General features: G+C 60.5%; 21 protein-coding genes and 2 pseudogenes. 15 read left to right on the forward strand and 8 right to left on the reverse strand.

The genetic code is table 11. The annotated features are described in order from the left end of the window. Nucleotides 1-436 precede the first annotated feature (436 nt). Genes AC1DF8_RS20940 through AC1DF8_RS20950 form a run of 3 tightly spaced genes read left to right on the forward strand, consistent with a single transcriptional unit; the run spans nucleotide 437 to nucleotide 3,658 of the window. Nucleotides 437-901 (forward strand): MarR family winged helix-turn-helix transcriptional regulator, encoded by a 465-nt coding sequence (locus tag AC1DF8_RS20940; protein ID WP_112543954.1) that lies wholly within the window; start codon nucleotides 437-439, stop codon nucleotides 899-901. Beyond that, nucleotides 894-2,111: an HlyD family secretion protein gene (locus AC1DF8_RS20945; RefSeq protein WP_478154781.1), complete on the forward strand. Its 1,218-nt coding sequence runs from the start codon at nucleotides 894-896 to the stop codon at nucleotides 2,109-2,111. Before AC1DF8_RS20940 ends, AC1DF8_RS20945 begins: the two co-directional genes overlap by 8 nt. Before the next feature lie 5 nt (nucleotides 2,112-2,116). Beyond that, nucleotides 2,117-3,658, forward strand: coding sequence for a DHA2 family efflux MFS transporter permease subunit (locus tag AC1DF8_RS20950; RefSeq protein ID WP_478154783.1), 1,542 nt, complete (start codon nucleotides 2,117-2,119; stop codon nucleotides 3,656-3,658). Between the two features lie 16 nt (nucleotides 3,659-3,674). On the opposite strand, the gene AC1DF8_RS20955 is transcribed toward AC1DF8_RS20950, so the two are convergent. From AC1DF8_RS20955 to AC1DF8_RS20965, 3 genes are all read right to left on the reverse strand, one after another. Continuing rightward, nucleotides 3,675-4,289: a DNA-3-methyladenine glycosylase gene (locus AC1DF8_RS20955; protein WP_478154785.1), complete on the reverse strand. Its 615-nt coding sequence runs from the start codon at nucleotides 4,287-4,289 to the stop codon at nucleotides 3,675-3,677. 69 nt (nucleotides 4,290-4,358) lie between these two features. After that, on the reverse strand, nucleotides 4,359-4,673 hold the full coding sequence (locus AC1DF8_RS20960) for a hypothetical protein (protein ID WP_113116728.1): 315 nt from the start codon (nucleotides 4,671-4,673) through the stop codon (nucleotides 4,359-4,361). A gap of 19 nt (nucleotides 4,674-4,692) precedes the next feature. Beyond that, complete coding sequence (locus AC1DF8_RS20965; protein ID WP_478154787.1) at nucleotides 4,693-5,607, reverse strand: LysR family transcriptional regulator; 915 nt, start codon at nucleotides 5,605-5,607, stop codon at nucleotides 4,693-4,695. A 120-nt stretch (nucleotides 5,608-5,727) separates the two neighbouring features. Here AC1DF8_RS20965 and AC1DF8_RS20970 point away from each other — a divergent pair, with 120 nt between their 5' ends. Further along, nucleotides 5,728-6,468: an SDR family oxidoreductase gene (locus tag AC1DF8_RS20970; RefSeq protein WP_478154789.1), complete on the forward strand. Its 741-nt coding sequence runs from the start codon at nucleotides 5,728-5,730 to the stop codon at nucleotides 6,466-6,468. A gap of 103 nt (nucleotides 6,469-6,571) precedes the next feature. Beyond that, nucleotides 6,572-7,474: an SDR family oxidoreductase gene (locus tag AC1DF8_RS20975; protein ID WP_112543961.1), complete on the forward strand. Its 903-nt coding sequence runs from the start codon at nucleotides 6,572-6,574 to the stop codon at nucleotides 7,472-7,474. Between the two features lie 238 nt (nucleotides 7,475-7,712). On the opposite strand, the gene AC1DF8_RS20980 is transcribed toward AC1DF8_RS20975, so the two are convergent. After that, entirely contained in the window at nucleotides 7,713-8,624 is a 912-nt protein-coding gene (locus AC1DF8_RS20980; RefSeq protein ID WP_112543962.1) for a LysR family transcriptional regulator, read from the reverse strand. A gap of 166 nt (nucleotides 8,625-8,790) precedes the next feature. Between AC1DF8_RS20980 and AC1DF8_RS20985 the strand changes: the two genes are divergently transcribed. From AC1DF8_RS20985 to AC1DF8_RS21010, 6 genes and pseudogenes are all read left to right on the forward strand, one after another. Continuing rightward, nucleotides 8,791-9,603, forward strand: a complete 813-nt coding sequence (locus tag AC1DF8_RS20985) for an alpha/beta hydrolase (RefSeq protein ID WP_478154792.1) — start codon at nucleotides 8,791-8,793, stop codon at nucleotides 9,601-9,603. 45 nt (nucleotides 9,604-9,648) lie between these two features. Continuing rightward, nucleotides 9,649-10,839, forward strand: coding sequence for an efflux RND transporter periplasmic adaptor subunit (locus AC1DF8_RS20990; protein WP_112543964.1), 1,191 nt, complete (start codon nucleotides 9,649-9,651; stop codon nucleotides 10,837-10,839). Nucleotides 10,840-10,960: 121 nt separating this feature from the next. Further along, nucleotides 10,961-14,158, forward strand: a complete 3,198-nt coding sequence (locus AC1DF8_RS20995; RefSeq protein WP_478154794.1) for an efflux RND transporter permease subunit — start codon at nucleotides 10,961-10,963, stop codon at nucleotides 14,156-14,158. 138 nt (nucleotides 14,159-14,296) lie between these two features. Beyond that, nucleotides 14,297-15,220 (forward strand): annotated as a pseudogene (locus AC1DF8_RS21000) (NAD(P)-dependent oxidoreductase); the annotation flags it as partial. Continuing rightward, a complete protein-coding gene (locus tag AC1DF8_RS21005; protein WP_478154796.1) occupies nucleotides 15,217-17,001 on the forward strand; it encodes an IlvD/Edd family dehydratase in 1,785 nt (594 codons plus the stop codon). The pseudogene AC1DF8_RS21000 and the gene AC1DF8_RS21005, both read left to right, overlap by 4 nt. Nucleotides 17,002-17,133: 132 nt before the next feature. Beyond that, a pseudogene (locus tag AC1DF8_RS21010) lies at nucleotides 17,134-18,944 on the forward strand (putative bifunctional diguanylate cyclase/phosphodiesterase). Nucleotides 18,945-19,074: 130 nt separating this feature from the next. Here AC1DF8_RS21010 and AC1DF8_RS21015 read toward each other — a convergent pair. After that, nucleotides 19,075-19,275 (reverse strand): KTSC domain-containing protein, encoded by a 201-nt coding sequence (locus AC1DF8_RS21015; protein WP_051942244.1) that lies wholly within the window; start codon nucleotides 19,273-19,275, stop codon nucleotides 19,075-19,077. A gap of 268 nt (nucleotides 19,276-19,543) precedes the next feature. Here AC1DF8_RS21015 and AC1DF8_RS21020 point away from each other — a divergent pair, with 268 nt between their 5' ends. Beyond that, nucleotides 19,544-20,077, forward strand: coding sequence for a hypothetical protein (locus tag AC1DF8_RS21020; protein WP_478154798.1), 534 nt, complete (start codon nucleotides 19,544-19,546; stop codon nucleotides 20,075-20,077). On the opposite strand, the gene AC1DF8_RS21025 is transcribed toward AC1DF8_RS21020, so the two are convergent. Then, the gene (locus AC1DF8_RS21025) at nucleotides 20,078-20,917 is read right to left on the reverse strand and encodes a DUF6030 family protein (protein WP_183847340.1); all 840 of its coding nucleotides are present in this window, start codon (nucleotides 20,915-20,917) and stop codon (nucleotides 20,078-20,080) included. It lies immediately after the preceding gene. Between the two features lie 128 nt (nucleotides 20,918-21,045). After that, a complete protein-coding gene (locus AC1DF8_RS21030; RefSeq protein ID WP_007815154.1) occupies nucleotides 21,046-21,255 on the reverse strand; it encodes a KTSC domain-containing protein in 210 nt (69 codons plus the stop codon). Nucleotides 21,256-21,517: 262 nt separating this feature from the next. Here AC1DF8_RS21030 and AC1DF8_RS21035 point away from each other — a divergent pair, with 262 nt between their 5' ends. Next, entirely contained in the window at nucleotides 21,518-21,856 is a 339-nt protein-coding gene (locus tag AC1DF8_RS21035) for a hypothetical protein (RefSeq protein ID WP_112543971.1), read from the forward strand. Nucleotides 21,857-22,124: 268 nt separating this feature from the next. Further along, nucleotides 22,125-22,973: a GNAT family N-acetyltransferase gene (locus AC1DF8_RS21040; RefSeq protein WP_112971191.1), complete on the forward strand. Its 849-nt coding sequence runs from the start codon at nucleotides 22,125-22,127 to the stop codon at nucleotides 22,971-22,973. On the opposite strand, the gene AC1DF8_RS21045 is transcribed toward AC1DF8_RS21040, so the two are convergent. Further along, complete coding sequence (locus tag AC1DF8_RS21045; protein WP_183847335.1) at nucleotides 22,970-23,887, reverse strand: DMT family transporter; 918 nt, start codon at nucleotides 23,885-23,887, stop codon at nucleotides 22,970-22,972. The two genes, AC1DF8_RS21040 and AC1DF8_RS21045, sit on opposite strands and share 4 nt — an antisense overlap. A 188-nt stretch (nucleotides 23,888-24,075) precedes the next feature. Here AC1DF8_RS21045 and AC1DF8_RS21050 point away from each other — a divergent pair, with 188 nt between their 5' ends. Continuing rightward, on the forward strand, nucleotides 24,076-25,374 hold the full coding sequence (locus AC1DF8_RS21050) for an adenylosuccinate synthase (protein WP_112543974.1): 1,299 nt from the start codon (nucleotides 24,076-24,078) through the stop codon (nucleotides 25,372-25,374). Nucleotides 25,375-25,396 lie beyond the last annotated feature (22 nt).

Genomic DNA, 25,396 nt, shown 5'->3' on the forward strand with positions numbered 1-25,396 from the left:
TGTTCATGTCTGCCGGGACGAAAGCATGAGCCTTCGTCCTAAGTCCGAATTCTACTCATGCGTGGCTGCCGGGAAGATGACGGGTGCAAGCCAGCACCTCGAAATCAACCGGAAGGAGAAAATCCTGATCTCCGTAACCCTATGAAGACAGACTATAAACGGGAGAATCCAAAAATTGCAAACGCCAATTGTTCGCATTGATTTGGCGTTCCGCAAACCCCTGCATTTCTGCGGATGTGTCGCGTTATCACATTTGCGCGAGGCGTTTCGACGCCAGCTTGCGTCTCTCAAAACCAGATCGGAAGGCTCGCCGAACGGTGGGCTGCGGCATTTTGGCCGCAGCTGCGGAATCTTGAGGTTGCATGCTTGTGCATTACACATGCTCAATATATCTACCATTATCATAAGGATGCTTATTACTAGCCGGCGAAGGTAAATGACCAACAATCCAACACTCGGTTTTCTTCTGCACGACGTCGCCCGCCTGCTGCGCAAGCGGTTCGAGCAGCGCGCAAAGGACCTTGGGCTGACGCGGTCTCAGTGGCAGACGCTGGCCTATCTCGCCAACAATGAGGGCATCCATCAGAGCGGGCTTGCCGAAATCCTCGAAATCGAGCCGATCACCCTGGTCCGCATCCTGGACAAGCTCGCCGAGCGCGGCCTGATCGAGCGCCGCCAGCACCCGACCGACCGACGCATCTGGCTGCTTTACATGCGCGAGGCAGCCCATCCGATTCTCGCCGAAATGCGTGAGATCGGCGACGTGACCCGCGGCGAAGCACTGGAAAGCATCGCGCCCGAACAGCGCGAGCAGCTTTTCCATATCCTATCCGTAATGAAGACGAACCTGGTGCAGGCGTGCCGGTCTCCGGTCGCCGAGAATGAGACGAATCATGGCTGATCAATCCTCCTTGCGCGTCGTGTCCGACGCCAATGCCAAAAAACCTGTCGAAGAAACTACCCAACAACCGGAAACGGTAGCTGAGGCGCCTTCATCCAATTCAGCGCCTGCGGCTGTCGCGGTGGCTGCGCCTGGCGGCAATAAGGTCCGCCGCCGGCGCAGCTTCACCCGTCCCGTTCTCTTTGCACTGCTGCCCGTGGCGCTCGCCGTCGGCGGCTACTATTACGTCAATGGCGGTCAGATCATGTCGACCGACAATGCCTATATCCAGGCGGACATGGTGGGCATTACCACCGACGTTTCGGGCATCGTCGACAAGATCAACGTGCATGAGAACGAGCAGGTCAAGGCAGGGCAGGTGCTCTTCAGTCTGCAGTCGGATTCCTTCAAGATCGCTCTCGATGGCGCCAAGGCGCAGCTCGGCGCACAGCGCAACCAGATCATGAATATGCAGGCCAGCTACCGGCAGTCGCTGACCGAAATCACCCAGGCCGAAGCCGATCTGCCCTATTATCAGGACCAGTTCGACCGGCAGCAGAACCTCGTCAACAACGGCAGCGCCACGCAGTCGGCCTATGACGAAGCCAAGCACAATCTTGAGGTCGCGCAGCAGAAGGTTTCCGTCGCCAAGGCGGAAGCCGCAACGACACTGGCCCAGCTCGGCGGCAATGCCGATCAACCGGTCGAGGAGAACCCGCTTTACCTGCAGGCCAAATCGCAGGTCGACAACGACCAGCGCGAACTCGACCACAGCATCGTCAAGGCACCGTTCGACGGTATCGTGACCAATGTGAACGCATTGCAGGTCGGTTCCTACCTGCAGGCTTCGCAGCAGGCCTTCTCACTGGTTTCGACCACCCATCTGTGGATCTCCGCCAGCCCGAAGGAAACCGAACTCACCTATGTCAAGCCGGGCCAGACGGCCGACATCTATGTCGATACCTATCCGGGCGTCGTTTGGAAGGGCAAGGTCGAGAGCATCAGCCCGGCTTCCGGCTCATCCTTCTCGCTGCTGCCGGCACAGAACACCACCGGCAACTGGGTGAAGGTCGTGCAGCGCATTCCGATGCGCGTCAGCATCGATGAGACCGAAGGCAAGCCGCCGCTTCGCGTCGGCATGAGCACGGTCGTCGATGTCGATACCGGCCATGCACGCGGCCTTCCCGATTTCATCAGCAACCTTCTGGGCCAGGCTAAGAGCCACGAGTAACGGCCATGAGCAATGCTCCTGAATCACTGGCAACCCCTGTTGCCAATCGCGGCGCGATCACGGCCTGCGTCATTCTGGCCGTCATCATGCAGGCGCTGGATACGACGATCGCCAACGTGGCGCTGCCCTATATCCAGGGCAGCGTTTCAGCTTCCGCCGACCAGATCAACTGGGTTTTGACCTCCTACATCGTCGCGGCCGCCATCATGACGCCGCCGTCCGGCTTCCTTGCGGCCAAGTTCGGCCGCAAGCGCGTGCTTTTGACGGCGATCGTCGGTTTCGTCGTCGCCTCCATCCTGTGCGGTCTGGCGCAGTCGCTGCCGCAGATCGTTGCCTTCCGCCTGCTGCAGGGCCTGTTCGGCGCCTCGCTCGTTCCCCTTTCCCAGGGCATCCTTCTCGACATCTATTCCGTCGAGGAGCGCGGCTCGGCCATGGCCCTTTTCGGCGTCTCGGTCATGGTCGGGCCGGTTCTGGGGCCCGTCATCGGCGGCTGGCTGACTGACAATATCAGCTGGCGCTGGGTCTTCTACATCAACATCCCAATCGGCGCGCTCGCCTTTGCCGGCATCGTCATCTTCGTTTCGGAGACGAAGAGGGATGCGTTCGCCAAGCTCGACTGGTTCGGCTTCGGGATGATGAGCCTGTTCATCGCCGCGCTGCAGCTCTTCCTTGATCGCGGCGAGCAGCTTGACTGGTTCTCTTCGGGCGAAATCGTCGTCGAAGCGATCGTCTGCGCTGCGGCCTTCTATCTGCTTCTGGTGCATACGCTGACGGCGGAGAAATCCTTCGTCAATCCGCGGCTGTTCCTCGACCAGAATTTCACCGTCAGCATGATCTTCATCTTCGTGATCGGCATCACCTATCTCGCCTCGCTGGCGCTGATGACGCCCTATCTGCAGACGCTGATGGGGTATCCGGTCATCACGGCGGGCATCGTCATGGGGCCGCGCGGGCTCGGGACCATGCTCTGCATGTTCATCGTCGGCCGGCTGATCGGCAAGGTGGATACGCGCTGGCTGCTTTTGCTCGGCCTCGGTCTGACCGCCTGGGCAATGTACGACATGACCGGCTGGACGCCTGACGTTTCGCAATGGACGATCGTTTCGGTCGGCTTCATCCAGGGTGCCGGCCTCGGCTTCCTGTTCGTGCCGCTGACGACGATCGCCTTTGCGACGCTGCCGGCGCAGATGCGGGGCGACGGGACCGGCCTCTACAACCTGTCGCGTAACATCGGCTCCTCGGTCGGAATCTCGATCGTCTCGGCGCTGATTGTCGAGAATACGCAGAGCAATCACGAGTCGATCGCAGCCTACGTGACGCCGTTCAATCATGCATTCAATGCGACGGCTGCCCAGAGCCTCAGTCCGCTGACGGCAGTCGGCCGTGCCGCCCTCAACGACCTCATCACACTACAGTCGACCATCATCGCCTATATTGATGACTTCAAGCTCTTGATGCTGATGTCGCTGGCCGTCATGCCGCTGGTGCTGCTTTTGAGGAAGCCGAAGGCGCCGCCGGCCATGGACCATAGTGCCGTCATGGAATGACGTTGCAGCCTCCGCGTCAGCGGAACGGTTTGCTCAGGTATCGCGATCCCTGAATGCCGAAGCGCCATGGTGCTTCGGCATTTTTCGTAATGCCGATCCGCTTGCCCGAGACGATCGGAACAGGCGCGGATGGCGAGATCGCATAGGGCGGCTGGTCGAGCATCCGGTCGTTGATGGCGATATCGATGCCGAGCGCCTGGCAGAGTTTTCCCGGACCGCTGCAGAACTGTGTGAGCACATCTGTGCCGCGCCTTTCCGCCATGGTCGCCAGTCCGGTTTCCGGCTCCAAGGCACGGATCAGCGCTGCCGAGCCCGGCGTGCAGACGAAGTTCAGGCACCAGTACATGCCATAGATGCGGTAGATATAGACATTTCCCGGACGGCCATACATGGCGCCGTTGCGCTTGGTCGGTCCCCGGAAACTGTGAGACGCCTCGTCGTCCGGGTAATAGGCTTCGGTTTCGGTGATCCGTCCGCCCGCGCCTTTGACCATGAGGTGGCAGCCGAGCAGATCGCGGGCGACCTCGATCGCATCGCGTTCGAAGAACTGGCGCAGGCTCTCCCCGGCAAGCGGGCCGGCGCCGATCGCGCCATTGATCGTCTCGATGCTCATGGAGACTGGCGATACCATCCCCTTCGATGATCCGCCAGCCGGAACGTCCTGGCCCTCACGGCATCGGCAATAGATGCCGATTCAGATCTAGTGGCCGGTATTCGGATCGCGCATGGGAATGGAGGAAACGGTGACGGAAACTGGGTCGCTTGCCGGGAAGGAATCCTCCAGGCCTTCGTTCAGCTCTTCCTCCAGCAGGGCTGGATCCTTACTGCGGGCGCTATCTCCGTGAACGGGCTCTAAAGCCAAGGTCATCAGTGCCCTGGCCTTGGCGATGGCATTGTCGTGGGTAAGATCGGGCGCTTCGCGCAGTGTCACCGCAATCCTGTCTTCCCCTTCGCCGCCGAATTCGACGATGAAGCCTTCGTCAGCCTGGTAGACGATGATATCGCTGAGTGCCATATCTCTTTCTCCGAAGATGCTAATATGAGTGAACCGCGTTTTCGGTGGTTTGTCGAGCAAAGACCTTCACCAGCCAGTCGATGAAAACACGCACGCGCGGCGAAAGCTGGCGGTTTCGCGGGTAGAGCAACGAGACAGGCGTCTGCGTCAGCGGAAAATTGGCGAGCACCTGAACGAGCGTGCCGGCGGCCAGATCCTGTTCGGCGTGGTAGCGCGGGATCTGGATCATGCCGAGGCCCATGCGGGCAGCGGAAATATAGCTTTCGGCGGCATTGACGGTGACGGTCGCGGGAATGGTGATGTTGCGCACGCTGCCATCGACGATGAATTCCAGCGGCAGCGGGCCGGCGCTGCCCGTCGCGCGGAAGCCGACCATGCGGTGTGTATCCAGCCTCTCCGGGTGGTCAGGCCTGCCGAAAGCGGCGATATAAGAGGGAGAGGCCAGTGTGATCTCGTCCAGCATGGCGACGCGCCGGGCGACCATGTCGCTATCCTGCGGTACGCCAACGCGCAGCACGCAGTCGATGCCTTCGCGCACCAGGTCCACCAGCCGGTCGCCTTCGCTCATGTAGAATTCGATATCGGGATAGGTTTCCAGAAACGACGGCAGGCTCGGCAATACGAAATGGCGGGCCAGCGTGCCGTGCACGTCGACCCGCAGCAAGCCTTTCGGCTTGGCGCCGRCAAAGGCGCCTTCAGCCTCCTCGATATCGGCAAGGATCGACAGGCAACGCTGGTAGTAGGCTTCGCCATCGAGCGTCGGGCTGACATGACGGGTGGTGCGCTGAAGCAGGCGCACGCCGAGGCGCACCTCAAGTTGCTTGATCGCGTCCGTCACGGTCGAGCGCGGGAGGCCGGTATCTTCTGCGGCAAGCGTGAAGCTGCGGCGCTCCACGACGCGGGAAAAGACCCGCATGGCATCAAATCTGTCCATCTAATTTGTTCGCATTTCCCGGATAGTGATGCCGAATAATGGCTGATTATCCGCAAGACATAAAGGGGCATCTTCTTCTCATCGAAAGGGCGCTGCGGCGCCGAAGCAAAGGAGAAGAAAATGTCTGACAATCAAAACAAGGTCGCTCTCGTAACCGGCGCTTCCCGTGGCATCGGTGCTTCGATTGCTGAACGTCTCGCCAAGGACGGCTTTACCGTCGTCATCAACTACGCCGGCAACGCTGCCCTTGCCGAAGAACTGGCCCAGAAGATCGAGAAGGCCGGCGGCAAGGCGCTGACGGCACAGGGCGATGTGGCCGATGCCGAGGCTGTGCGCCGCATGTTCGACGCGGCAGAGGCAGCCTTCGGCGGTGTCGACGTCCTCGTCAACAATGCCGGCATCATGCTTCTGTCGCGCCTTGCCGATGTTGATGATGCCAGCTTCGACCGCCAGATCAGCGTCAACCTCAAGGGCACGTTCAATACGCTGCGCGAGGCTGCCAAGCGCCTGCGTGACGGTGGCCGGGTCATCAACTTCTCGAGCTCGGTCGTCGGCCTGAAGCCGGAAACCTATAGCGTCTATGCCGCAACGAAGGCTGCCGTCGAGACGATGGGCGCCATCCTCTCCAAGGAGATGCGCGGCCGCCAGATCACCGTCAACACGGTCGCTCCCGGCCCGACGGGCACTGATCTCTTCCTCAATGGCAAGTCCGATGAGCTGATCGATCGCCTTGCAAAGGCAAACCCGCTCGAACGCCTCGGCACGCCTGAGGATATCGCCGGTGTGGTTGCCTTCCTCGCCGGCCCCGACGGCGCCTGGATCAACGGTCAGGTGCTGCGTGCCAATGGCGGCATGGTCTGACGCAGATTTCGTGGCGGCGAGAGCGCCGCCACGCTCTTCCCTCGCATTCTTTCAATCAACCCCATTCGGATAGCCAACCCACTCGAATAGAAGGAACAGGATCATGAGCAAGCAAGTCATCGTCATCACCGGTGCTTCCAGCGGCTTCGGGGCTCTTACCGCCCGCGCGCTCGCCAAGGCCGGTCACACCGTCTATGCCTCGATGCGCGAAACAGAAGGCCGTAACCGGCCGCAGGTCGAGGCCGTCGAAGCCTTCTCGAAAGAGAACAGTGTCGATCTCAAGGCTGTCGAACTGGATGTCGCGTCTGATGCTTCCGTCGAAGCAGGCATTGCCAAGGTGATTTCCGCTGAGGGGCACATCGATACGATCATCCACAATGCGGGCCATATGTCCTTCGGTCCGGCCGAGGCCTTCACGCCTGAGCAATATGCCGAGCTTTTTGACATCAACGTGCTGTCGACCCAGCGTGTGAACCGCGCTGTGCTGCCGCACCTGCGCAACCGGGGCAGGGGTCTCGTCGTCTGGGTTTCCTCCTCGTCCACTCGTGGCGGCACACCTCCATACCTTGCTCCCTATTTCGCCGCCAAAGCCGCCATGGACTCGCTTGCCGTCTCCTATGCCAGTGAACTGACCCGCTGGGGCATCGAAACGGCAATCATCGTTCCCGGTGCCTTCACCAAGGGCACGAACCACTTCGCCCATTCCGGTTCGCCCGCCGATACGGCTCGAGCTGCAGAATATAATGACGGTCCCTATAAGGGCGTGCCGGATCAGGCGCTGAAGGGCCTGGCCTCGCTTGAACCTGCCGACGCGGATGCTGCTTCCGTTGCGACCGCGATCGTCGATGTGGTGAATATGCCCTTTGGCAAGCGCCCGTTCCGCACCCATATCGATCCGTCGGAAGACGGTGCGGAAATTGTCAACGGCGTTGCCGACCGCGTGCGTGCCGAACTCTTCCGCCGCATCGGCATCGAGGATCTGCTGAAGCCCGTTGTCAACAGATAACCGCCTGTCGCAAAGTTGTGAACGGCCTCTTTGGTGCTGCCTCTTACTATCCGGCTAAGCGCACCTATATCAGATTGGACGGAGGAAGACGGCAAATCGTCGCCGGCCTCCCGACCTCCACTCCAGGGCCTGCCGCGCCTTTCCTGCGGTGCGACAGGCCTTCAGTTTCAGACATCAGATTAAGGCCCGTGACGGTTATCCCTCCCATCACGGGCCGTTTCTTTTGTGGCGCCGTTTGTCAGCGAGCGTTGAGCTTGGCGTCCGCCAGCAGCTTCACCAGCCAATCGACGAAGACACGGACCTTGTTGCTGAGATGCCGGTTCGGGGGATAGACAACGTAGAGCGGCAGCGACTCGCGCGTCCATTCCGTCAGGGTCTGCACCAGTTCTCCCTTCGCCAGCGGCTCACGGGCCATGAAGATCGGGATCTGGGCGAGACCGAGGCCGGCGAGTGCTGCGGTCATGTAGGTGCGGCTGTCGTTGACGGAGACGATATAGCGCGGATTTACCTCGATGGTCTCATTGCCCTTGCGGAACTCGAAAGGCACCGTGCGATTGTTCTGAGCGCGGAAGTAATTGACCGAATAGTGTTCGGTTTCAAGCTCTTCCGGCCGCTGCGGCAGGCCGAATTTCTCCACATAGAGCGGTGCGGCGCAGGTGATCATTTCGATTTCCGAGACGCGCCTGGCGATCAGCGACTGATCGGCCGGCGTGCCGGCGCGCAACGCGCAGTCAACGTTTTCGGCGAGATAGTCGACGGTGCGGTCGCCGACGCCGAGGTCGATGCGGATATCGGGATAACGCTCGTAGAAATCACAGAGCGCGGGCACCAGGATGGAATCGGCGAAGGCGCCGGCCATCTCGACGCGCAGTCTGCCCGTCGGCAGGCTCTGTGAGTTTGAGAGACTGCCGTCCAGCTCCTCGAGCTCGGAAATGATCTGCGCAGCGCGTTCGTAGTAAAGCGCGCCGTCCGTCGTCACCATGACGCGGCGGGTGGTGCGGTTGAGGAGCTTGGTACGCAGGTGCGCCTCCAGCCCCTGAATGAGATTGGTCACCGTCGCCTTGGGCATGGCGAGCATGTCGGCGGCGCGGGTGAAATTGCCCGTCTCCACCACGCGGATGAAGACGCGCATTGCCGAGAGCTGATCCATCGGTTCAATTCCGCAGTTTGCGTTGCAACATTGTTCAGGATTCGGAATAGTGTTATCGCGATATCGCTTCTTATTCCCCGATTTGAATAACAATATCTTTTTGGTGCAAAATGCAAGAGACAGGCGTTGTCTGTCGAGGTGTGGTAGGCAGCAAGAGATAGTGACGATGGTGCCCGAGATCAAAGACATGGTGTTGGAAAAGGTGGCCGCTGGCCCCGTTTCTGCGCGCGTCTACATGGGTGCCGACTTCGGCAAGGGGCCGCCAATCGTGCTATATCTGCACGGCGGGGCGTTTCTCGACAAGGACCCGAATGCCGATCGCCCGATTGCAAGCAGCCTCGCAAAAGCCGGCGCAATCGTCGTTTCTGCCGATTACAGCACGCTTTCGGGCAATGTTTTTCCGAAGGCGCTCGAAGTTTCCTTCTCGATCTTTTCCTATCTCGCACTCAAGAAAGCCGGTCTCGGCGACCGTAAGTCGCTGCTTTTCGTTGCCGGCGAAGAGGCGGGTGGTAACGTCGCTGCCGGTGTCGCGCTGAAGGCGCGTGACCAGATGCCGGATGCGCTCGACGGCCAGATCCTGCTTTCTCCTCTTCTCGATCCCTTCATGGGAACATCCTCCATTCGCAAGGCGGACAAGATCGGTATGCGCCAGCGCTGGACGGAAGGCTGGAGCCATTACCTGAGCGGCGGCGGCTGCCATCCCTATGCTGCGCCCTGCCTGTGCTCGCGTATCGCAGGTGTTGCACCGGCCCTGATTTTTACGGCGGAGGATGATCCGCTGCACGACGAGACTATCGGTTACGCCGCTCGCCTGAAGAAGGCAGGCGTTGCCGTGCGCCAGCATGTTCTCCCCGCCGGGACAGGTTGGCCATCCATTTACGGCGGAAAATCTGAGGGGACTTCCACGTGGCAAGGCAACGTCAGCCGCCACTTCGGAGATTTTCTTCAGGACGTGAGCGTTCAGCCACAATTGCATTGAAAACGAACTGATTTTTACGGCCGTTCGGCCGCAAGGAGAGTACCAATGACGTCCAGAAGTAAACGCTGGGCCCTGGTGGGCGCCGGTCTGGGTGTTGCTGCGTCCATTTCGGCCGCTGCCATCTTTTTCGAACTGCCGATGAGCGCAACCGCCACGGCCGCCTCTGAACCTGCGCAGCCTCCCGCTGTGCCGGTGACGGTTGCTGTCGTCGCCAGCCGCGACGTGACGAACTGGGAGAATTTCTCCGGCCGCCTCGAGGCTATCGACCGTGTGCAGATTCGCCCCCGTGTCGGAGGCGCCATCCAGTCCGTGCATTTCCGTGAAGGTGCCTTGGTCAAACAGGGCGATCTGCTGTTTGCCATCGACCCGGCTCCCTATCAGGCGGCCGTTTCCCAGGCGCAAGGCCAGGTCGCTTCGGCGGAAGCCAAGGTCAGCCTGGCGCAGACAGAACTCGACCGCGGCCGCCGTCTTTCGGACAACCGGACGATCTCGCAGAGCGATCTCGACCAGCGCCAGAGCACGCTGGCTGAAGCCCAGGCGAGCCTGCGTTCGGCACAGGCAGCCCTTCAGTCAGCGCAGCTGGATCTCGACTACACGCAGGTCAAGGCGCCGGTTTCCGGCCGTATCGGCAAGATCGAGGTGACGGTCGGCAACATTGTTGCGGCCGGTTCAGCATCGCCCGAGCTGACGACACTCGTCTCGGTCGAACCGATCTATGCGAGCTTCAATGCAAGCGAAGAGATGGTCACCAAGGCTCTTTCGGAGCTTCCGGCAACCGACGCGGCGCTGCCTGCCGTAGAGCAGATCCCGGTCGAAATCGGCACGCTCGCCGATGAAGGAACGCCGATCAAGGGCAAGCTGCAACTCGTCGATAATGAGGTGGACGCGGCCAGTGGCACGATTGCAGTGCGGGCTGTCTTCGACAATCCGGGCGGCAAGCTGATCCCCGGCCAGTTCGTGCGGGTGCGCATGGGCCAGCCGAAGGCCGAAAACAAGATCGTCATCAGTGATCGTGCCATCGGCACCGACCAGGACAAGAAGTTCGTCTTCGTCGTCGACGACCAGAACAAGGTCAACTACCGGCAGATTCAGCTTGGCTCGCTGTTCGATGGTCAGCGCGTGATCGAAGGCGGCTTGAATGTCGGCGACAAGATTGTCGTCAACGGACTGCAGCGCATCCGTCCGGGCGCAGTCGTAGCGCCCCAGATGGAAGAGAAGGTCGCGACCGCTCAGTAAGATCTGAGCCTCCTTCCCTCGGGGAGGCGGCCGTTTCCCTAGATAACATGACCTGCCGGTGTGCCTTCAAGCCACCGGCGAGGGACTTTGCATCCATGTTCACCCCGGAGAGGGCGTTAAAATGAACATATCCAGATTCTTTATCGACCGTCCGGTCTTTGCCGGTGTTCTTTCGGTCCTCATCGTGGTCGCCGGCCTTATCGGCCTTCGGGCGCTGCCGATCTCCGAATATCCCGAGGTCGTGCCGCCGTCGGTCGTCGTGCATGCCACCTATCCCGGCGCAAACCCGTCCGTTATTGCCGAAACGGTGGCCACACCGCTCGAAGAACAGATCAATGGCGTCGAGGGCATGCTCTACATGTCCAGCCAGGCAACGTCTGACGGCGCCTTGAACGTCACGGTCACCTTCAAGCTCGGCACTGATGCGGACAAGGCACAGCAGCTCGTGCAGAACCGCGTATCGCAGGCCGAACCGCGCCTGCCTGCGGAAGTTCGTGCGCTCGGCATCACCACGGTCAAGAGCTCGCCTGACTTCATCATGGTCGTCAACCTCGTCTCCGATGGAGACAGCCATGACATCACCTATCTGCGCAATTACGCGACACTGAACGTCAAGGACCGTCTGGCCCGCATCGCCGGTGTCGGCCAGGTGCAGGTTTTCGGCGCCGGCGACTATTCGATGCGCGTGTGGATCGATCCGCAGAAGGCTGCCGAGCACAATCTTGCCGCAAGCGACATCAGCAATGCGATCAGCTCGCAGAACGTCCAGGCCGCTGCCGGCATCATCGGCGCTTCGCCGAGCCAGAAGGGCGTCGACCTGCAGCTCAACGTGAATGCACAGGGTCGCCTGCGCACGCCTGAGGAATTCGGCAATATCATCGTCAAGACAGGCGCCAATGGCGAGATCACCCGTCTGCGCGATGTTGCCCGCATCGAACTTGGTGCTGCCGACTATACGCTGCGCTCGCTGCTCGACGGCAAGCCTGCTGTGGCTGTTGCCGTTCTCCAGGCGCCGGGTTCGAATGCGATCGAGATCGCCGACAATGTTCGCGCCACCATGGACGAGCTGCAGCTCGCCATGCCGACAGGCGTGAAATACGAGATCGTCTACGATACGACGAAGTTCGTGCGCGCCTCGATCGAGAAGGTTATCGACACGCTGCTCGAAGCCATCGCGCTCGTCGTTCTCGTCGTCATCCTTTTCCTGCAGACATGGCGTGCCTCGATCATTCCGCTGATTGCCGTTCCGGTATCGATCATCGGTACATTCGCGGTCATGTACATGTTCGGCTTCTCGATCAACGCGCTCAGCCTCTTCGGCCTGGTGCTGGCGATCGGTATCGTCGTCGACGACGCGATCGTGGTCGTCGAAAACGTCGAGCGCAACATCGAGGCCGGGCTCAGTCCGCGTCAGGCGACCTACAAGGCCATGAAGGAAGTATCCGGTCCGATCATCGCGATCGCGCTGGTGCTTGTCGCGGTCTTCGTGCCGCTCGCCTTCATCTCCGGTCTGTCGGGTCAGTTCTACCGCCAGTTCGCGCTGACGATCGCAATCTCGACCGTTATTTCTGCCTTCAATTCGCTGACGCTGTCTCCGGCTCTGGCTGCTCTTCTCCTGAAGGGTCACCATGCGCCGAAGGACTGGCTGACGCGTTTCATGGACGCGATCTTCGGCTGGTTCTTCCGTGGCTTCAACCGCGCCTTCGGTGCCGGCTCGAATGCCTACGGCAAGGGTGTCGGCGGTCTCGTCTCGCGCAAGAGCATCGTTATGGTGATCTATCTTGCGCTCGTCGGTGCGACCTACAGCATCTTCAATACGGTTCCCGGCGGTTTCGTGCCGTCGCAGGACAAGCAGTATCTGATCGGCTTTGCCCAGTTGCCGGATGCCGCAAGTCTCGACCGTACGGAAGACGTCATCAAGCGCATGACGGACATCGCCTTGAAGCAGCCGGGCGTCGCCAACGCCATCGCCTTCCCGGGACTGTCGATCAACGGTTTCACCAACTCTTCGAATGCCGGCATCGTATTCGTGACGTTGAAGGATTTCGATGAGCGCAAGACGCCTGACCTCTCGGGCGGGGCGATCGCCATGGCTCTGAACCAGAAATTCGGAGCCATCCAGGATGCCTTCATCGCCATGTTCCCGCCGCCGCCGGTCAACGGCCTCGGCACGACGGGCGGTTTCAAGCTGCAGATCGAGGATCGCGCGGGTCTGGGCAACCAGGCGCTCGACGAAGCAACCAAGGCAGTTCTTGCCAAGGCCTATCAGACGCCTGAACTTGCCGGCCTGTTCTCCAGCTTCCAGATCAACGTGCCGCAGCTCTATGCTGACCTCGACCGCGCCAAGGCCGAACAGCTCGGAGTCTCCGTCACCGATGTCTTCCAGACGCTGCAGATCTATCTCGGCTCGCTCTATGTGAACGACTTCAATGCCTTCGGCCGAACCTACAGCGTCCGTGTGCAGGCCGATGCCAAGTTCCGCGCCCAGCCGGAAGATATCGGCCAGTTGAAGGTTCGCTCGGCATCGGGCCAGATGATCCCGCTTGCAGCCCTGCTGAAGGTGGATGCAAGTACCGGTCCTGAGCGTGCGAACCGTTACAACGGCTTCCTCGCTGCCGATATCAACGGCGGTCCGGCTCCGGGCTTCTCCTCCGGCCAGGCCCAGGCGGCGATCGAGAAGATCCTGCACGAGACCCTGCCTGCGGGTATCGACTTCGAGTGGACGGATCTGACCTACCAGCAAATCCTTGCCGGTAACTCCAGCGTCGTCGTCTTCCCGTTGGCGTTGCTGCTCGTCTTCCTTGTGCTGGCTGCCCAGTATGAAAGCCTGACGCTGCCGCTTGCGATCATCATGATCGTGCCGATGGGTGTTCTCGCCGCCTTGACCGGCGTCTGGCTCACCGGTGGAGACAACAACATCTTCACGCAGATCGGCCTCGTCGTCCTTGTCGGACTATCGGCCAAGAACGCGATCCTGATCGTGGAATTTGCCCGCGAACTGGAGTTTGAAGGCAGGACGCCGCGTGAAGCCGCAATCGAGGCCAGCCGCTTGCGTCTACGCCCGATCCTGATGACCTCCATGGCCTTCATCATGGGTGTCGTGCCGCTCGTCACCTCGACGGGCGCCGGTGCCGAGATGCGCGCGGCCATGGGTGTCGCGGTCTTCTCGGGCATGATCGGCGTGACCTTCTTCGGCATCTTCATGACGCCGGTATTCTACGTGCTCCTGCGCCGGATGACGGGCAACCGTCCTCTCGTCCAGCACAACGACAACCATCCGCAGGATGAGGAAGACCACATCCGGGTCGCTGCGGAATAATCTCTCCTTTGTCGGGTAAATCGGGCGGGGACCTTGGTCCTCGCCCGTTTCGTTTTGAGGGATGCGACAAAAATGCGTTACGTTCATCAAAACGGTTGCATGCTGAGGTGAGGGGGGTATCAAGGGCAGGCAACAGTTCGGGAAGGCTGGGTGACACACGCATCGGAAGACAGTGGAAAGCGGAAGATCGCTTTCCTCGGTACGGGGCTTATGGGTGCGCCGATGGTACGGCGGCTGCTTGGCGCCGGTTTTTCCGTCACCGTCTGGAACCGTGATCGTACCAAGGCCGGGGCGCTCTCCGGCGACGGCGCCGTGATCGCGTCCACCCCCTCGCAGGCTGCTGCTACAGCCAACATCGTCATCTGCATGCTGACCAACGCCCAGGCCGTCGGACAGGTGTTGTTCGACATGGGCGTCGTCGATGTTATGCGACCGGGCGCCGTTATCATCGACATGAGTTCCATCGCCCCGTCATTTGCACGCGAGCATGCCGGGAAGCTGGCCGAACGCGGAATCGGCCATATCGATGCCCCGGTCTCCGGCGGCGTGGTCGGAGCTTCGGCCGGAACACTTGCCATCATGGCGGGAGGGGATGCGTCCGTCATCGCCGAACTCACCGATATCTTCGCGCCAATGGGACGCGTCACCCATGTCGGGCCAGCTGGCGCCGGGCAGCTTGCCAAGCTCGCCAACCAGCAGATCGTGGCCGTGACCATCGGTGCCGTTGCGGAGGCGATGATGCTGATCGAGGCGGGCGGAGGTTCGCCGGCCGCCTTCCGGGACGCCGTGCGCGGAGGCTTTGCAGACAGCCGCATTCTGGACATCCACGGCAAACGCATGATTGACCGGCAGTTCGCACCAGGAGGCTCTTCTGCCAACCAGTTGAAGGACCTCGATGCCGTCATGGCGACGGCAAAGGCGTTGTCTCTGACATTGCCGTTGACGGAAGCGGTTCACGCCGAGTTCACCGAATTTGTTGCCAAAGGTAACGGCGAGATGGATCACAGCGCCTTGCTGCTCCATCTCGAAGACAGGAATGCCTCACAGGGAGGAAAGAAATGACAGACAGAAAGACCGAAAAGCGCCGCCTGCGTTCACAGGACTGGTTCGATAATCCCGATCATATCGACATGACGGCGCTCTATCTGGAGCGCTTCATGAATTACGGGGTGACGCCGGAAGAGCTGCGGACCGGCAAGCCGATCATCGGCATTGCCCAGAGCGGCAGCGATCTGACACCGTGCAATCGCGTCCATATCGAGCTGGCAAAGCGCGTGCGCGATGGCATCCGCGATGCAGGCGGCATTCCGATCGAATTTCCGACACACCCGATCTTCGAGAACTGCAAGCGGCCGACGGCAGCACTTGATCGCAATCTCGCCTATCTCGGCCTTGTCGAAATTCTCTACGGCTATCCGCTCGACGGCGTCGTGCTGACGACAGGCTGCGACAAGACCACGCCGTCTGCGATCATGGCGGCTTCGACAGTCGATATTCCGGCGATCGTTCTCTCGGGCGGACCGATGCTCGACGGCTGGCACGAAGGAAAACTCGCAGGCTCGGGCATGGCCATCTGGCAGTCGCGCCGGAAGCTCGCAGCAGGCGAGATCGACGAAGAGGAATTCCTGCAGACGGCGCTCGATTCGGCCCCCTCCGTCGGGCATTGCAACACGATGGGCACGGCCTCGACCATGAATGCGCTGGCCGAGGCGCTTGGCCTGTCGCTGACAGGCTGCGGCAATATTCCGGCTGCCTATCGCGAGCGCGGCCAGATGGCATATCGCACCGGCCGCCGCGCCGTCGAGATCGTGTTCGAAGACCTGAAGCCGTCGGATATCCTGACACGCGAAGCCTTCCTCAACGCCATCAAGACCAATTCGGCGATCGGCGGCTCGACGAACGCCCAGCCGCATCTTGCCGCCATGGCAAAGCATGCAGGTGTGGAGCTGTATCCCGAGGATTGGCAGGTGCATGGTTTTGACATTCCGCTGTTGGCGAATGTGCAGCCTGCAGGCGCCTATCTCGGCGAGAAATTCCACCGTGCCGGCGGCACGCCTGCCGTCATGTGGGAATTGCTACAGGCCGGCAAGCTCGACGGCGACTGTCGCACGGTCACCGGCAAGACCATGGCGGACAACCTGAAGGGCCGTGAATCGCGCGATCGCGACGTCATCAAGTCCTACGACGAGCCTCTGAAGGAACGTGCGGGCTTCCTCGTACTCAAGGGCAATCTCTTCGATTTCGCCATCATGAAGATGAGCGTCGTGTCAGAGGATTTCCGCAAGCGTTACCTGCAGGAGCCCGGCCGCGAAGGCGTGTTCGAAGGCAAGGCGGTCGTCTTCGACGGTTCTGAGGACTACCACAAGCGCATCAACGATCCGGAACTCGGCATCGACGAGAACACGATCCTCGCCATCCGGGGCGCCGGTCCACTCGGCTGGCCGGGTTCTGCCGAGGTGGTCAATATGCAGCCGCCGGATCATATCCTCAAACGCGGCATCAAGAGCTTGCCGACGATCGGCGACGGGCGCCAGTCCGGCACTTCGGACAGCCCTTCGATCCTCAATGCCTCGCCGGAGAGTGCGGCGGGTGGCGGGCTTGCATGGCTGAGAACCGGCGACATCATTCGCATCGATTTCAATCAGGGGCGTTGCGATATGCTGGTCGACGAGGCTGAAATCGAGCGGCGCAAGGGCGATGGAATTCCGCCGGTGCCGGCCGATGCCACGCCATGGCAGCGCATTTACCGCAACACGGTGACGCAACTTTCTGATGGTGCGGTCATCGAAGGGGCGGCTGACTTCCGGCAGATTGCCAAGAATCCACCGCGGCACAATCACTGATTGAGCGGGGGTTCCGGGCAAAACAATATTGGTCGAAAAGAAGGCAGTCGTAACGAACAGTTCACCTAGTAACTAGTTCGGTACTTACGAAAAGGCTTCATTAATGGGGGCTTGGGACTATATTATAAGTTTTTGCAGGCTTCGAAGGCTGAAACCAATTGCCCGAGAATAAACCAACGCGATCAGAGCGAGAGTTCCAGGATCTTCTTCGGCGACTGGAGCTGGCGCTTGATGCTTCGCAAATTGGTGTGTGGGAACACAGCATCAACAAGGATGCTATTCTCTGGGATGCACAGATGCATCGTCTCTACGGCACCGGTCAGACAGATCGAGAAGCGCCGACCCTTATCTGGGCGAACGCCATACATCCTGACGACAGGGAACGGGCCGAGCGGGATTTCGAAAAAGCGATTGCTACTCGCGGTGCCTACAATTCTCAGTTTCGTATCATTCTGCCGAGTGGCGAGATCAGGCACATCAGGTCGCGTGCACATTTCTACGTCGATGAGGAAGGCATGCCATCCTTCATCGGTGCCGAATGGGACGTAACGGCCGACGTTCTGCTCAATGCCGAACTCGGCAAGCAGAAGATGGTGGCCGAAGCGCGAGCGCTGGCGCTCGAGGAAAGCAATGCGCGCATCGAGCACGTCGCCGATCATGACTACCTGACGGGCATGCCGAACCGACGGCTGCTGGACAAGCGACTTGCCGAATTGCCCGGTGACAAGAGCATATCCACGCTTGCCGTCCTGCATCTCGATCTCGACCAGTTCAAACAGATCAATGACAGTCACGGCCACACGGCGGGTGACGCAGTGTTGCGATCGGCATCACTCAGAATTGCTGCCGCCATTCCCGCCAATGGCATGGCCGCACGCGTCGGCGGAGACGAGTTCGTTATTGTCCTGATGAATTTCGCCGGGCTAGAGGAGCTCACGGCGATAGTCGAGGATGTGCAGCGGCGGTTGCGGAAGAAAATTCGCTTCGGGAAGGAAATGCTGCAGTCCGGTGCATCGATCGGCGTGTCCTGGAGCAGCGACAGGCGGGCGCGCAACCTGCTCGCCGAGTCCGATCTGGCGCTCTACCAGGCAAAAAAACTGGGCCGCAATCGCATCGAATTTTTCAGCCGGCAGCTTCAGGACGACCTGCGCGGCAAGCGACGCCTTGCTGAGGGGCTTGCCCAAGCCCTGGAAAAGGGAGAGGTCATTCCTTACTATCAGGTTCAGCTCGATGCGCGCACCCGCGAGATCACCGGGCTGGAGGCGCTGGCGCGCTGGGATCATCCGGAAAAGGGGGTGCTTGCGCCGGGCGTCTTCCTGCGCATTGCGGATGAATACGGGCTTTCGGCTGATATCGATGCCGCGGTCCTGCAGCGTGCGCTTGAAGATCGCGCCGCCTGGCAGGCCATGGGCTACCATGTGCCGCGCATCGCGGTGAACATCTCACCCGGACGTCTTGCCGATCCTGCCCTGCTGGAGAAGCTGCGCCGGCTGGCCATTCCGCCCGGCGCCATTGTCTTCGAACTGGTGGAGACGATCTTCCTCGACGATTGCGATGAGAAATTCCTCGCCAATATCGACCTCATCAAGGAGATGGGTATCGATATCGAGATCGATGACTTCGGCTCCGGCCATGCCTCGCTCATCGGTCTCGTGCGGCTGAAGCCGAAGCGGCTGAAGATCGATCGCCAGCTCGTGACCGATGTGGTGGAATCGGCTGAGCAGAGGCGGGTGATCGGATCGATCGTCGAGATCGCCAAGGCTCTCGATGTGGAAGTGATTGCCGAAGGCGTGGAGACCGAGGCCCACGCCGTAACGCTGTCATGGCTCGGCTGCGACAGCTTGCAGGGTTTTGCGCTCGGCTACCCTTCCAGCGCCGCCGATACGGGGCGCCTTCTTGCGTCAACCGGCCACGACGGCAAATCGCGAAGCGTGGCCCGCTGAAATCGGGCTCTGAAACTCAGTCGATGAATGCAAGATAAGCCGATTTCGGTTCGAACGGTCCGGTTGGCGGGCTCTTCAGTTTGCTTCCGGGGGCGCCGACACGGCACGCCTTGGGTGCGTGCCGTATTTTTCAGGTGGTGCGGAAGCGGCCCCGGATCTGGCTCATGTAGAAGTCGCCAGGAGAAGCTGCTGCTGTCAGTCCGACGACGATGCCTTCGGGGACATCTTCGTAATGGCGGCGTTGGCCGTTGGTCAGGTAGAGCGTGAGGTGTCGAGTCTCGCGCTTGTAATCGATTGCCTCAATGAGTTTGGACTGCAGTCTAGTTTCCATGCGGTACTCCCCGATGTATTTCGCGCGAGAGAGGTGGCTGCTGGATCCGACGAGCGGTTCAAGACAGCGTCAAAGCTAATCTCTGGTCGATTCAAGTCAAGGATCGAAAGAGCTGAGCCGCACCTATTTTGAGTTAAATGCGTCTGAAGTTTGACGCGCCAAATTAGGGCGCGATCGCTATGAAAATGAAGCACGCCCCACAACGGAACAATCATCCGCCAACGCGCGTTCAAAAACGTTCTATCCAGCTTCAACCATGGTGACTTCGTTGCGGGTGATTGCAGAGCTGCTCATTCTTTTCGGCCGTGTCTGCAGTGTGCTCGCGGCCGTTGTCGGCGCAATGGCTTTCTCCTCCCATCTGGTTGCTTCTCCTGTCGATGCGACGCCGCGGATGGATGCGGAAAGTGGAGCAATCTGGACTTCCGTGCCGGTTCATATCGACCCGAGCCATCAGCCCTATGAACGCGAGCCCGATCGCTATCCATTCAAGTTTTCTGCCGGTCAGTCCCTGAAGGTCATCGACAATGCAACCTTCTCCTTGAAGGGCGATACTTTCGTCATTGCCGGTGTTTCGCGGATCGCTCCGCGGGCGCTATGTGCAGATCTGCAGGGTCGGCGCCTTGCATGCGGCCAGAACGCGGCAGGCCTGCTGCGGACTGCCTTGCGCCGCAGCTTCATCGAGTGCAGCCGCAAGGCGCTGGCGCCGAAACTGTTCATGGTGAGTTGCCGACGGGACGGCCAGGATCTCGCCGGTCTGCTCAATGGCACGCCCCGGTCGCACCTCGTTGCTAGCGTAAGGTAATTACGCGCGTCGCCAGAAAATGAGTTCCGGCACCTGCCATGAGGGATCGGGCGCGGGCAGCCAGGTCTTCGGGGAGAAGTAATCCTTCGTGCGGCGCTGTTGGGGGGAGGTCTCTTGAAGCAGGAGCGTGAAGTTGAAGGCGCCCGGCCGCGAAAATTCCTGGGTGAAGTTGATGAGCGCGCCGAAGCCTTCCTCCTTCACATCCTTGAGATTGCGGATTGCCGCCAGCGTATCATGAAAATCGAGCCAGGCCGGCTGCGTCAGCATGGTCTCAAAGATGCGCATCGTTCCCGCATCGAGCTGCCCGTCGCTGTTGGTCGCCGGGCCAACCAGTTTCACGCGCATGCTCGATATCGCGCCATTGCCGTTGCCCCGAACGACAAGAAAAAGCGAGCTGACGATGTGATCCTTATCTTTCTTGAAAATCTGTTCGTGGGAGCATTCGAACGTGTCAGAATTGAAGGCTGTTTCCTTCCATTCGCTGGTTTCTATACCGGCCGAACGCAGCGCTTCGCACATGGCCGGACCGGAAATCCGCCAGGTGCGCAGGAAAACACTCGCAAGTGCCGGCTGCGGCAGATCGAACATGCGCGGTGCGATCTTGATGCTGACGGGTTCGGTGCGGCGGAAGACCTTGGGCGGCGGGGGAGGCGGAGGTGGCGCGGGCGGGAAAAGCTCTATGCCGAAATAGTGGGCCAGCGATTTCAGGTGCCGCATGTCGTTCGACAGCAGCACTGTTGCACCAACAATGGAAAGGGACAGAACAATCAGCAGCCACATGACGGCGCGGCCCTTTTTCGGCTGCGGCGCCAGTTTCATGTTCTGATCGGACGATGGCATCGTCAGTTCGCGAGACCTCGGACAATGGAAGTCATCATTTATAAGGCTCGCGTTGATGTGGCAATCAATCTCGACCGGAGCGTGGCACAATCGATTTAAGGCCGCTCCGGTGAAGCGATCGAAGCCTGTCAGGCCGCGATACGGCGATACCGCGTTCTGATCCGGTCAATGTAATACTGGCCCGGCGAAGGCGCCTTCACCATGGTGCTCACGTCAGCCGCCGGCACGCCTTCGAAGAGCCGCTCTTCGCCGTTGCGGAAGCAGATGCGCAGACGCCCGTCTTCCTGGCTGAAATAGACGTTCTGGATAATCCTGGATTTGACTGGAACTTCGTGCATCGTTTTTGCCCCTGTTTCGTTTTGAGGCACCTTAAAAGTAAGGATGCGAAGATACCGTCAAGGCGTATGGTAAAGATTGTTTCCTGCCCGAACAGGCACAGTCTAAAAAGTCGCGTTTCAATAAAATTGTACGGATCTGCTTAAAAAGCCTGCAAATACTGGCATGTAGAGTGACCCTCATGAAAGCGGCCGGGCATGGACAGATGCGACCGGCGCTGCGGCCAGGCAGAAATTGCCGGCCGGCTGGAAACGGGGACTTGAGATGAGCAGACTTCTTCTTGCCGCAACGCTCGCAATCACGATATCGGCTGCGGGCCAGCCGGCTTTCGCCTTTGGCCCGGGCGGTTTCGGCCGTGATCTGATGTACACTTCAGCCATCGGCCACCTGCCGGAGGAGCCGTTGACGACGAGCGCCGGTTTCGTCCGCCCGAACATGCCTTTTGCCCTGAGCGCTCCGGCACAGGTCGAAGGCGAGGGCTATCAGCTCAAGGCCTATTCGCAGCAGCTGACCATCGTCGTCGGCTTCGTTTTCGACAGCGTTCTCAGCCACGCTGCCCAGACCATCGGCACTGCCGAAGCGCTGGGTCCGTTTCTGCGCTAAGGCCTGAAAACCGGATCCTGGCGTCATTTGGTCTGCACCCGCCGGAAGGATCCTGCGGGTGTAGTAATTTTCTTGAGATTGCAATTACATTGTTTCATGGTAAGGCGAGATCGAAGTTCTTTTGCATTGCATTTCAAAACGACGACACGCATCGTTCAAGCCGTGAACGTGAGTTCATCATGACCGGTCTGAGCGCAGGGACAATCGACTTGACGGTTGCTTGGCGCATGACTGAATGGACTTGCGGGTTTCAATCTGGGAAGGTTGCATGAATTCGGAATTTGCCGTTCGTTCCATGCGGCCCGGCGAACTGGAGCTTGCGCTGGAATGGGCACGTCAGGAGGGCTGGAATCCCGGCCTCGACGATGCGATCGCATTCCACGAGGCTGATCCCTCCGGATTTTTCGTGGGCGCCATCGGTGAGGTGCCGGTCGGGTCCATCTCGGTCGTCAAATATGGCGACAATTTCGCCTTCCTCGGTCTCTACATCGTGCATCCCGATTTCCGCGGCCGGGGCTTCGGCAAGGCGATCTGGAACGCCGGCATCGCTTCGGCCGAAGACCGTACGATTGGCCTCGATGGCGTTGCGGCCCAGCAGGCAGCCTATCGCAAGGCCGGTTTCGAGGTCGCCTACAACACGATTCGTTATGGCGGCGTCCCTACATCGGTGCCGGATTCGTCACTCGTCGCGCAGCCGGTACCGGATGCACGGCTCGAAGGCCTGCTACGCTACGACAGCGGCATTTTCCCGCAGCCCCGTGCGGCTTTCCTTGCCGCCTGGTGCACGGCGCGAAAGGGACGCGGCTCGGTCGTCGTGCGCAAGAGCGGCAAGATCCGCGGTTACGGCACGATCCGCCGCTGTTACGAGGGCTACAAGATCGGTCCGCTTTTTGCCAATGATACGGATAGCGCCGCCGCCCTTCTGGCAGGCCTCATTCCCCAGGCACATGGTGCGTCGATCTATATCGATATACCCGCCGTCAATTCCGAGGCGATTGCGCTTGCCGAAAGCGTAGGGCTCGAACCCGTCATGGAAACCGCGCGCATGTATCGCGGCCCGGCGCCGGGAATCCAGCTGAAGAATGTCTATGGTGTGACGACGCTGGAGCTCGGTTAGTCGACCGGCGAAGCCGGTACGGTGGGCGCGGCCGTTTTCGGGCGGCCCTTTTCGGCGATGGCGATGCCGCCGAGTGTCAGTACCAGCGCAATCATGTGGAAAAGCTGCAGCGTTTCGCCGAGCAGGGCGACGGAGAGCAGTGTGCCGAAAACCGGGACCAGATTGATGAACAGGCCGGCGCGATTGGCGCCTATTTCCTCGACACCCCTGATATAAAGTATCTGCGCGAGCAGCGAGGCGAAGATTGCGGTGTAGACGGCGATCGCCCAGCCCTCACCATCTGGCCACTGGACGGTGCCGCGCGAAGTCTCCCACAAAAGGAGAGGCAATGCGGTCAGCGCTGCGCCGAGAGCCGGGACCGCCATCAGTGTGCGCCAGTCAACGACAGGCTTCCATCTCAGGAAAATCGTATAGACGGCATAGGCGGCGACGGCGATCAGCATCAAGCCATCGCCGCGGTTCAGACTAAGCTGCAGCAGAGTTTCGAGATCGCCATGCGCTGCCGTCAGCGCCACGCCGATAAGCGTCATGCCGAAGCCGACGACCTGGGCCAGCGAAACGCCGGTGCGGAAAAAGACGAAATTCAACAGGAAGATCAGCATGGGAATGCCGGCCTGCTCGATCGCAACGTTGATTGCCGTCGTGTACTGCACGGCCGAATAGAGCATGGCATTGAAGGTCGTGTAGCCGATCACGCCGTAGAAGAAGAGGAGAGGCAGGTTCTTGCGCACCACCGGCCAGTCCTTCCGCAACTGCGGCAGCGAAATGGCGCCGATCAGCACGACGGCCAGGAACCAGCGCAGGAAGGTCAGCATCATCGGGCTGACGTGGCCGAGCGCCAGCTTGCCCGCGACCGCATTGCCGCCCCAGCAGAGAGTTGCAATGACGAGGCAGATATAGGCTGTTGCTTGCAAGGGTGCTCTTTCCGTCTTTGTCGTCGCTGGCGGGCCTTTGTGAGCGGGCTTAGCCTGCCGGCGGCTGATTTGTCACGTAAAAAGCCGAATCTGCGGTGATAACAGGGTCGCTTTCCCAAAAACAAAGCTTTATAGATGCGCGGGTTTGAGCAGGTGTGCGGTTCTCCGCCGGTAACAGGAAGAGTTTGATGACGAACGTGGTCGTGGTCGGTTCGCAGTGGGGTGACGAAGGCAAGGGCAAGATTGTCGATTGGCTTTCGGAACGTGCTGACATCGTTGTGCGCTATCAGGGCGGACATAATGCCGGACATACGCTCGTGATCGACGGCACGAGCTACAAGCTCTCGCTGCTGCCCTCCGGCGTCGTGCGCCCCGGCAAGATGGCCGTCATCGGCAATGGTGTCGTCGTCGATCCGCATGCCCTGATCGCCGAGATCGGCCGGCTGGAAGCGCAGGGGGTAAAGGTTACGCCCGAGAACCTGCGCATCGCCGACAATGCCACCCTCATCCTTTCCCTGCACCGCGAGCTTGATGCCTATCGCGAAGATGCCGCCTCCAACAGCGGCACCAAGATCGGCACGACCCGCCGCGGCATCGGCCCGGCCTATGAAGACAAGGTCGGGCGCCGCGCCATCCGCGTCATGGATCTTGCGGACCTCGAAGCCCTGCCTGGCAAGGTCGACCGCATCCTGACGCACCACAACGCACTTCGCCGCGGTCTCGGCGTTGCCGAGGTCAGCCATCAGACGATCATGGACGAACTGACCTCGATCGCCGACCGCGTGCTGCCTTTCCGGGATACGGTCTGGCTGTTTCTCGACAGAGAGCGCCGCAAGGGCGCTCGTATCCTCTTCGAAGGGGCGCAGGGCAGCCTGCTCGATATCGATCACGGCACCTATCCCTTCGTGACATCGTCCAACACGGTGGCCGGTCAGGCCGCTGCCGGTTCGGGCATGGGTCCGGGTTCGCTCGGCTACATCCTCGGCATCACCAAGGCCTATACGACGCGCGTCGGCGAAGGTCCGTTCCCGACCGAACTGACGGACGAGATCGGTCAGTTCCTCGGCGAGAAGGGCCATGAATTCGGCACGGTGACGGGCCGCAAGCGCCGTTGCGGCTGGTTCGACGCTGCACTCGTGCGCCAGTCGGTCGCCACCAACGGCATCAGCGGCATCGCACTCACCAAGCTCGACGTGCTCGATGGCCTTGATGAACTGAAGATTTGCGTCGGCTACATGCTCGACGGCGAACAGATCGACCATCTTCCGGCAAGCCAGGCGGCTCAGGCTCGTGTCGAGCCAATCTACGTCACGCTGGAAGGCTGGAAGGAATCGACGGTCGGCGCTCGCAGCTGGGCGGATCTGCCGGCGCAGGCGATCAAGTATGTTCGCCAGGTCGAAGAGCTGATCGGAGCGCCGGTCGCACTCCTTTCCACCAGCCCCGAGCGTGACGACACGATACTTGTGACCGATCCGTTTGAGGATTAATGTCGCGGGTCACTTAAGGCGA

The organism is Rhizobium sp. 05N49 (genome assembly GCF_056396805.1).

What these genes read in the sequence shown, in the direction of transcription:
- AC1DF8_RS20940 (WP_112543954.1), top strand. Translation starts at nt 437, where the DNA reads ATGACCAACAATCCAACACTCGGTTTTCTTCTGCACGACGTCGCCCGC.
- AC1DF8_RS20945 (WP_478154781.1), top strand. Translation starts at nt 894, where the DNA reads ATGGCTGATCAATCCTCCTTGCGCGTCGTGTCCGACGCCAATGCCAAA.
- AC1DF8_RS20950 (WP_478154783.1), top strand. Translation starts at nt 2,117, where the DNA reads ATGAGCAATGCTCCTGAATCACTGGCAACCCCTGTTGCCAATCGCGGC.
- AC1DF8_RS20955 (WP_478154785.1), bottom strand. Translation starts at nt 4,289, where the DNA reads ATGGTATCGCCAGTCTCCATGAGCATCGAGACGATCAATGGCGCGATC.
- AC1DF8_RS20960 (WP_113116728.1), bottom strand. Translation starts at nt 4,673, where the DNA reads ATGGCACTCAGCGATATCATCGTCTACCAGGCTGACGAAGGCTTCATC.
- AC1DF8_RS20970 (WP_478154789.1), top strand. Translation starts at nt 5,728, where the DNA reads ATGTCTGACAATCAAAACAAGGTCGCTCTCGTAACCGGCGCTTCCCGT.
- AC1DF8_RS20975 (WP_112543961.1), top strand. Translation starts at nt 6,572, where the DNA reads ATGAGCAAGCAAGTCATCGTCATCACCGGTGCTTCCAGCGGCTTCGGG.
- AC1DF8_RS20980 (WP_112543962.1), bottom strand. Translation starts at nt 8,624, where the DNA reads ATGGATCAGCTCTCGGCAATGCGCGTCTTCATCCGCGTGGTGGAGACG.
- AC1DF8_RS20985 (WP_478154792.1), top strand. Translation starts at nt 8,791, where the DNA reads ATGGTGCCCGAGATCAAAGACATGGTGTTGGAAAAGGTGGCCGCTGGC.
- AC1DF8_RS20990 (WP_112543964.1), top strand. Translation starts at nt 9,649, where the DNA reads ATGACGTCCAGAAGTAAACGCTGGGCCCTGGTGGGCGCCGGTCTGGGT.
- AC1DF8_RS20995 (WP_478154794.1), top strand. Translation starts at nt 10,961, where the DNA reads ATGAACATATCCAGATTCTTTATCGACCGTCCGGTCTTTGCCGGTGTT.
- AC1DF8_RS21005 (WP_478154796.1), top strand. Translation starts at nt 15,217, where the DNA reads ATGACAGACAGAAAGACCGAAAAGCGCCGCCTGCGTTCACAGGACTGG.
- AC1DF8_RS21015 (WP_051942244.1), bottom strand. Translation starts at nt 19,275, where the DNA reads ATGGAAACTAGACTGCAGTCCAAACTCATTGAGGCAATCGATTACAAG.
- AC1DF8_RS21025 (WP_183847340.1), bottom strand. Translation starts at nt 20,917, where the DNA reads ATGCCATCGTCCGATCAGAACATGAAACTGGCGCCGCAGCCGAAAAAG.
- AC1DF8_RS21030 (WP_007815154.1), bottom strand. Translation starts at nt 21,255, where the DNA reads ATGCACGAAGTTCCAGTCAAATCCAGGATTATCCAGAACGTCTATTTC.
- AC1DF8_RS21035 (WP_112543971.1), top strand. Translation starts at nt 21,518, where the DNA reads ATGAGCAGACTTCTTCTTGCCGCAACGCTCGCAATCACGATATCGGCT.
- AC1DF8_RS21040 (WP_112971191.1), top strand. Translation starts at nt 22,125, where the DNA reads ATGAATTCGGAATTTGCCGTTCGTTCCATGCGGCCCGGCGAACTGGAG.
- AC1DF8_RS21050 (WP_112543974.1), top strand. Translation starts at nt 24,076, where the DNA reads ATGACGAACGTGGTCGTGGTCGGTTCGCAGTGGGGTGACGAAGGCAAG.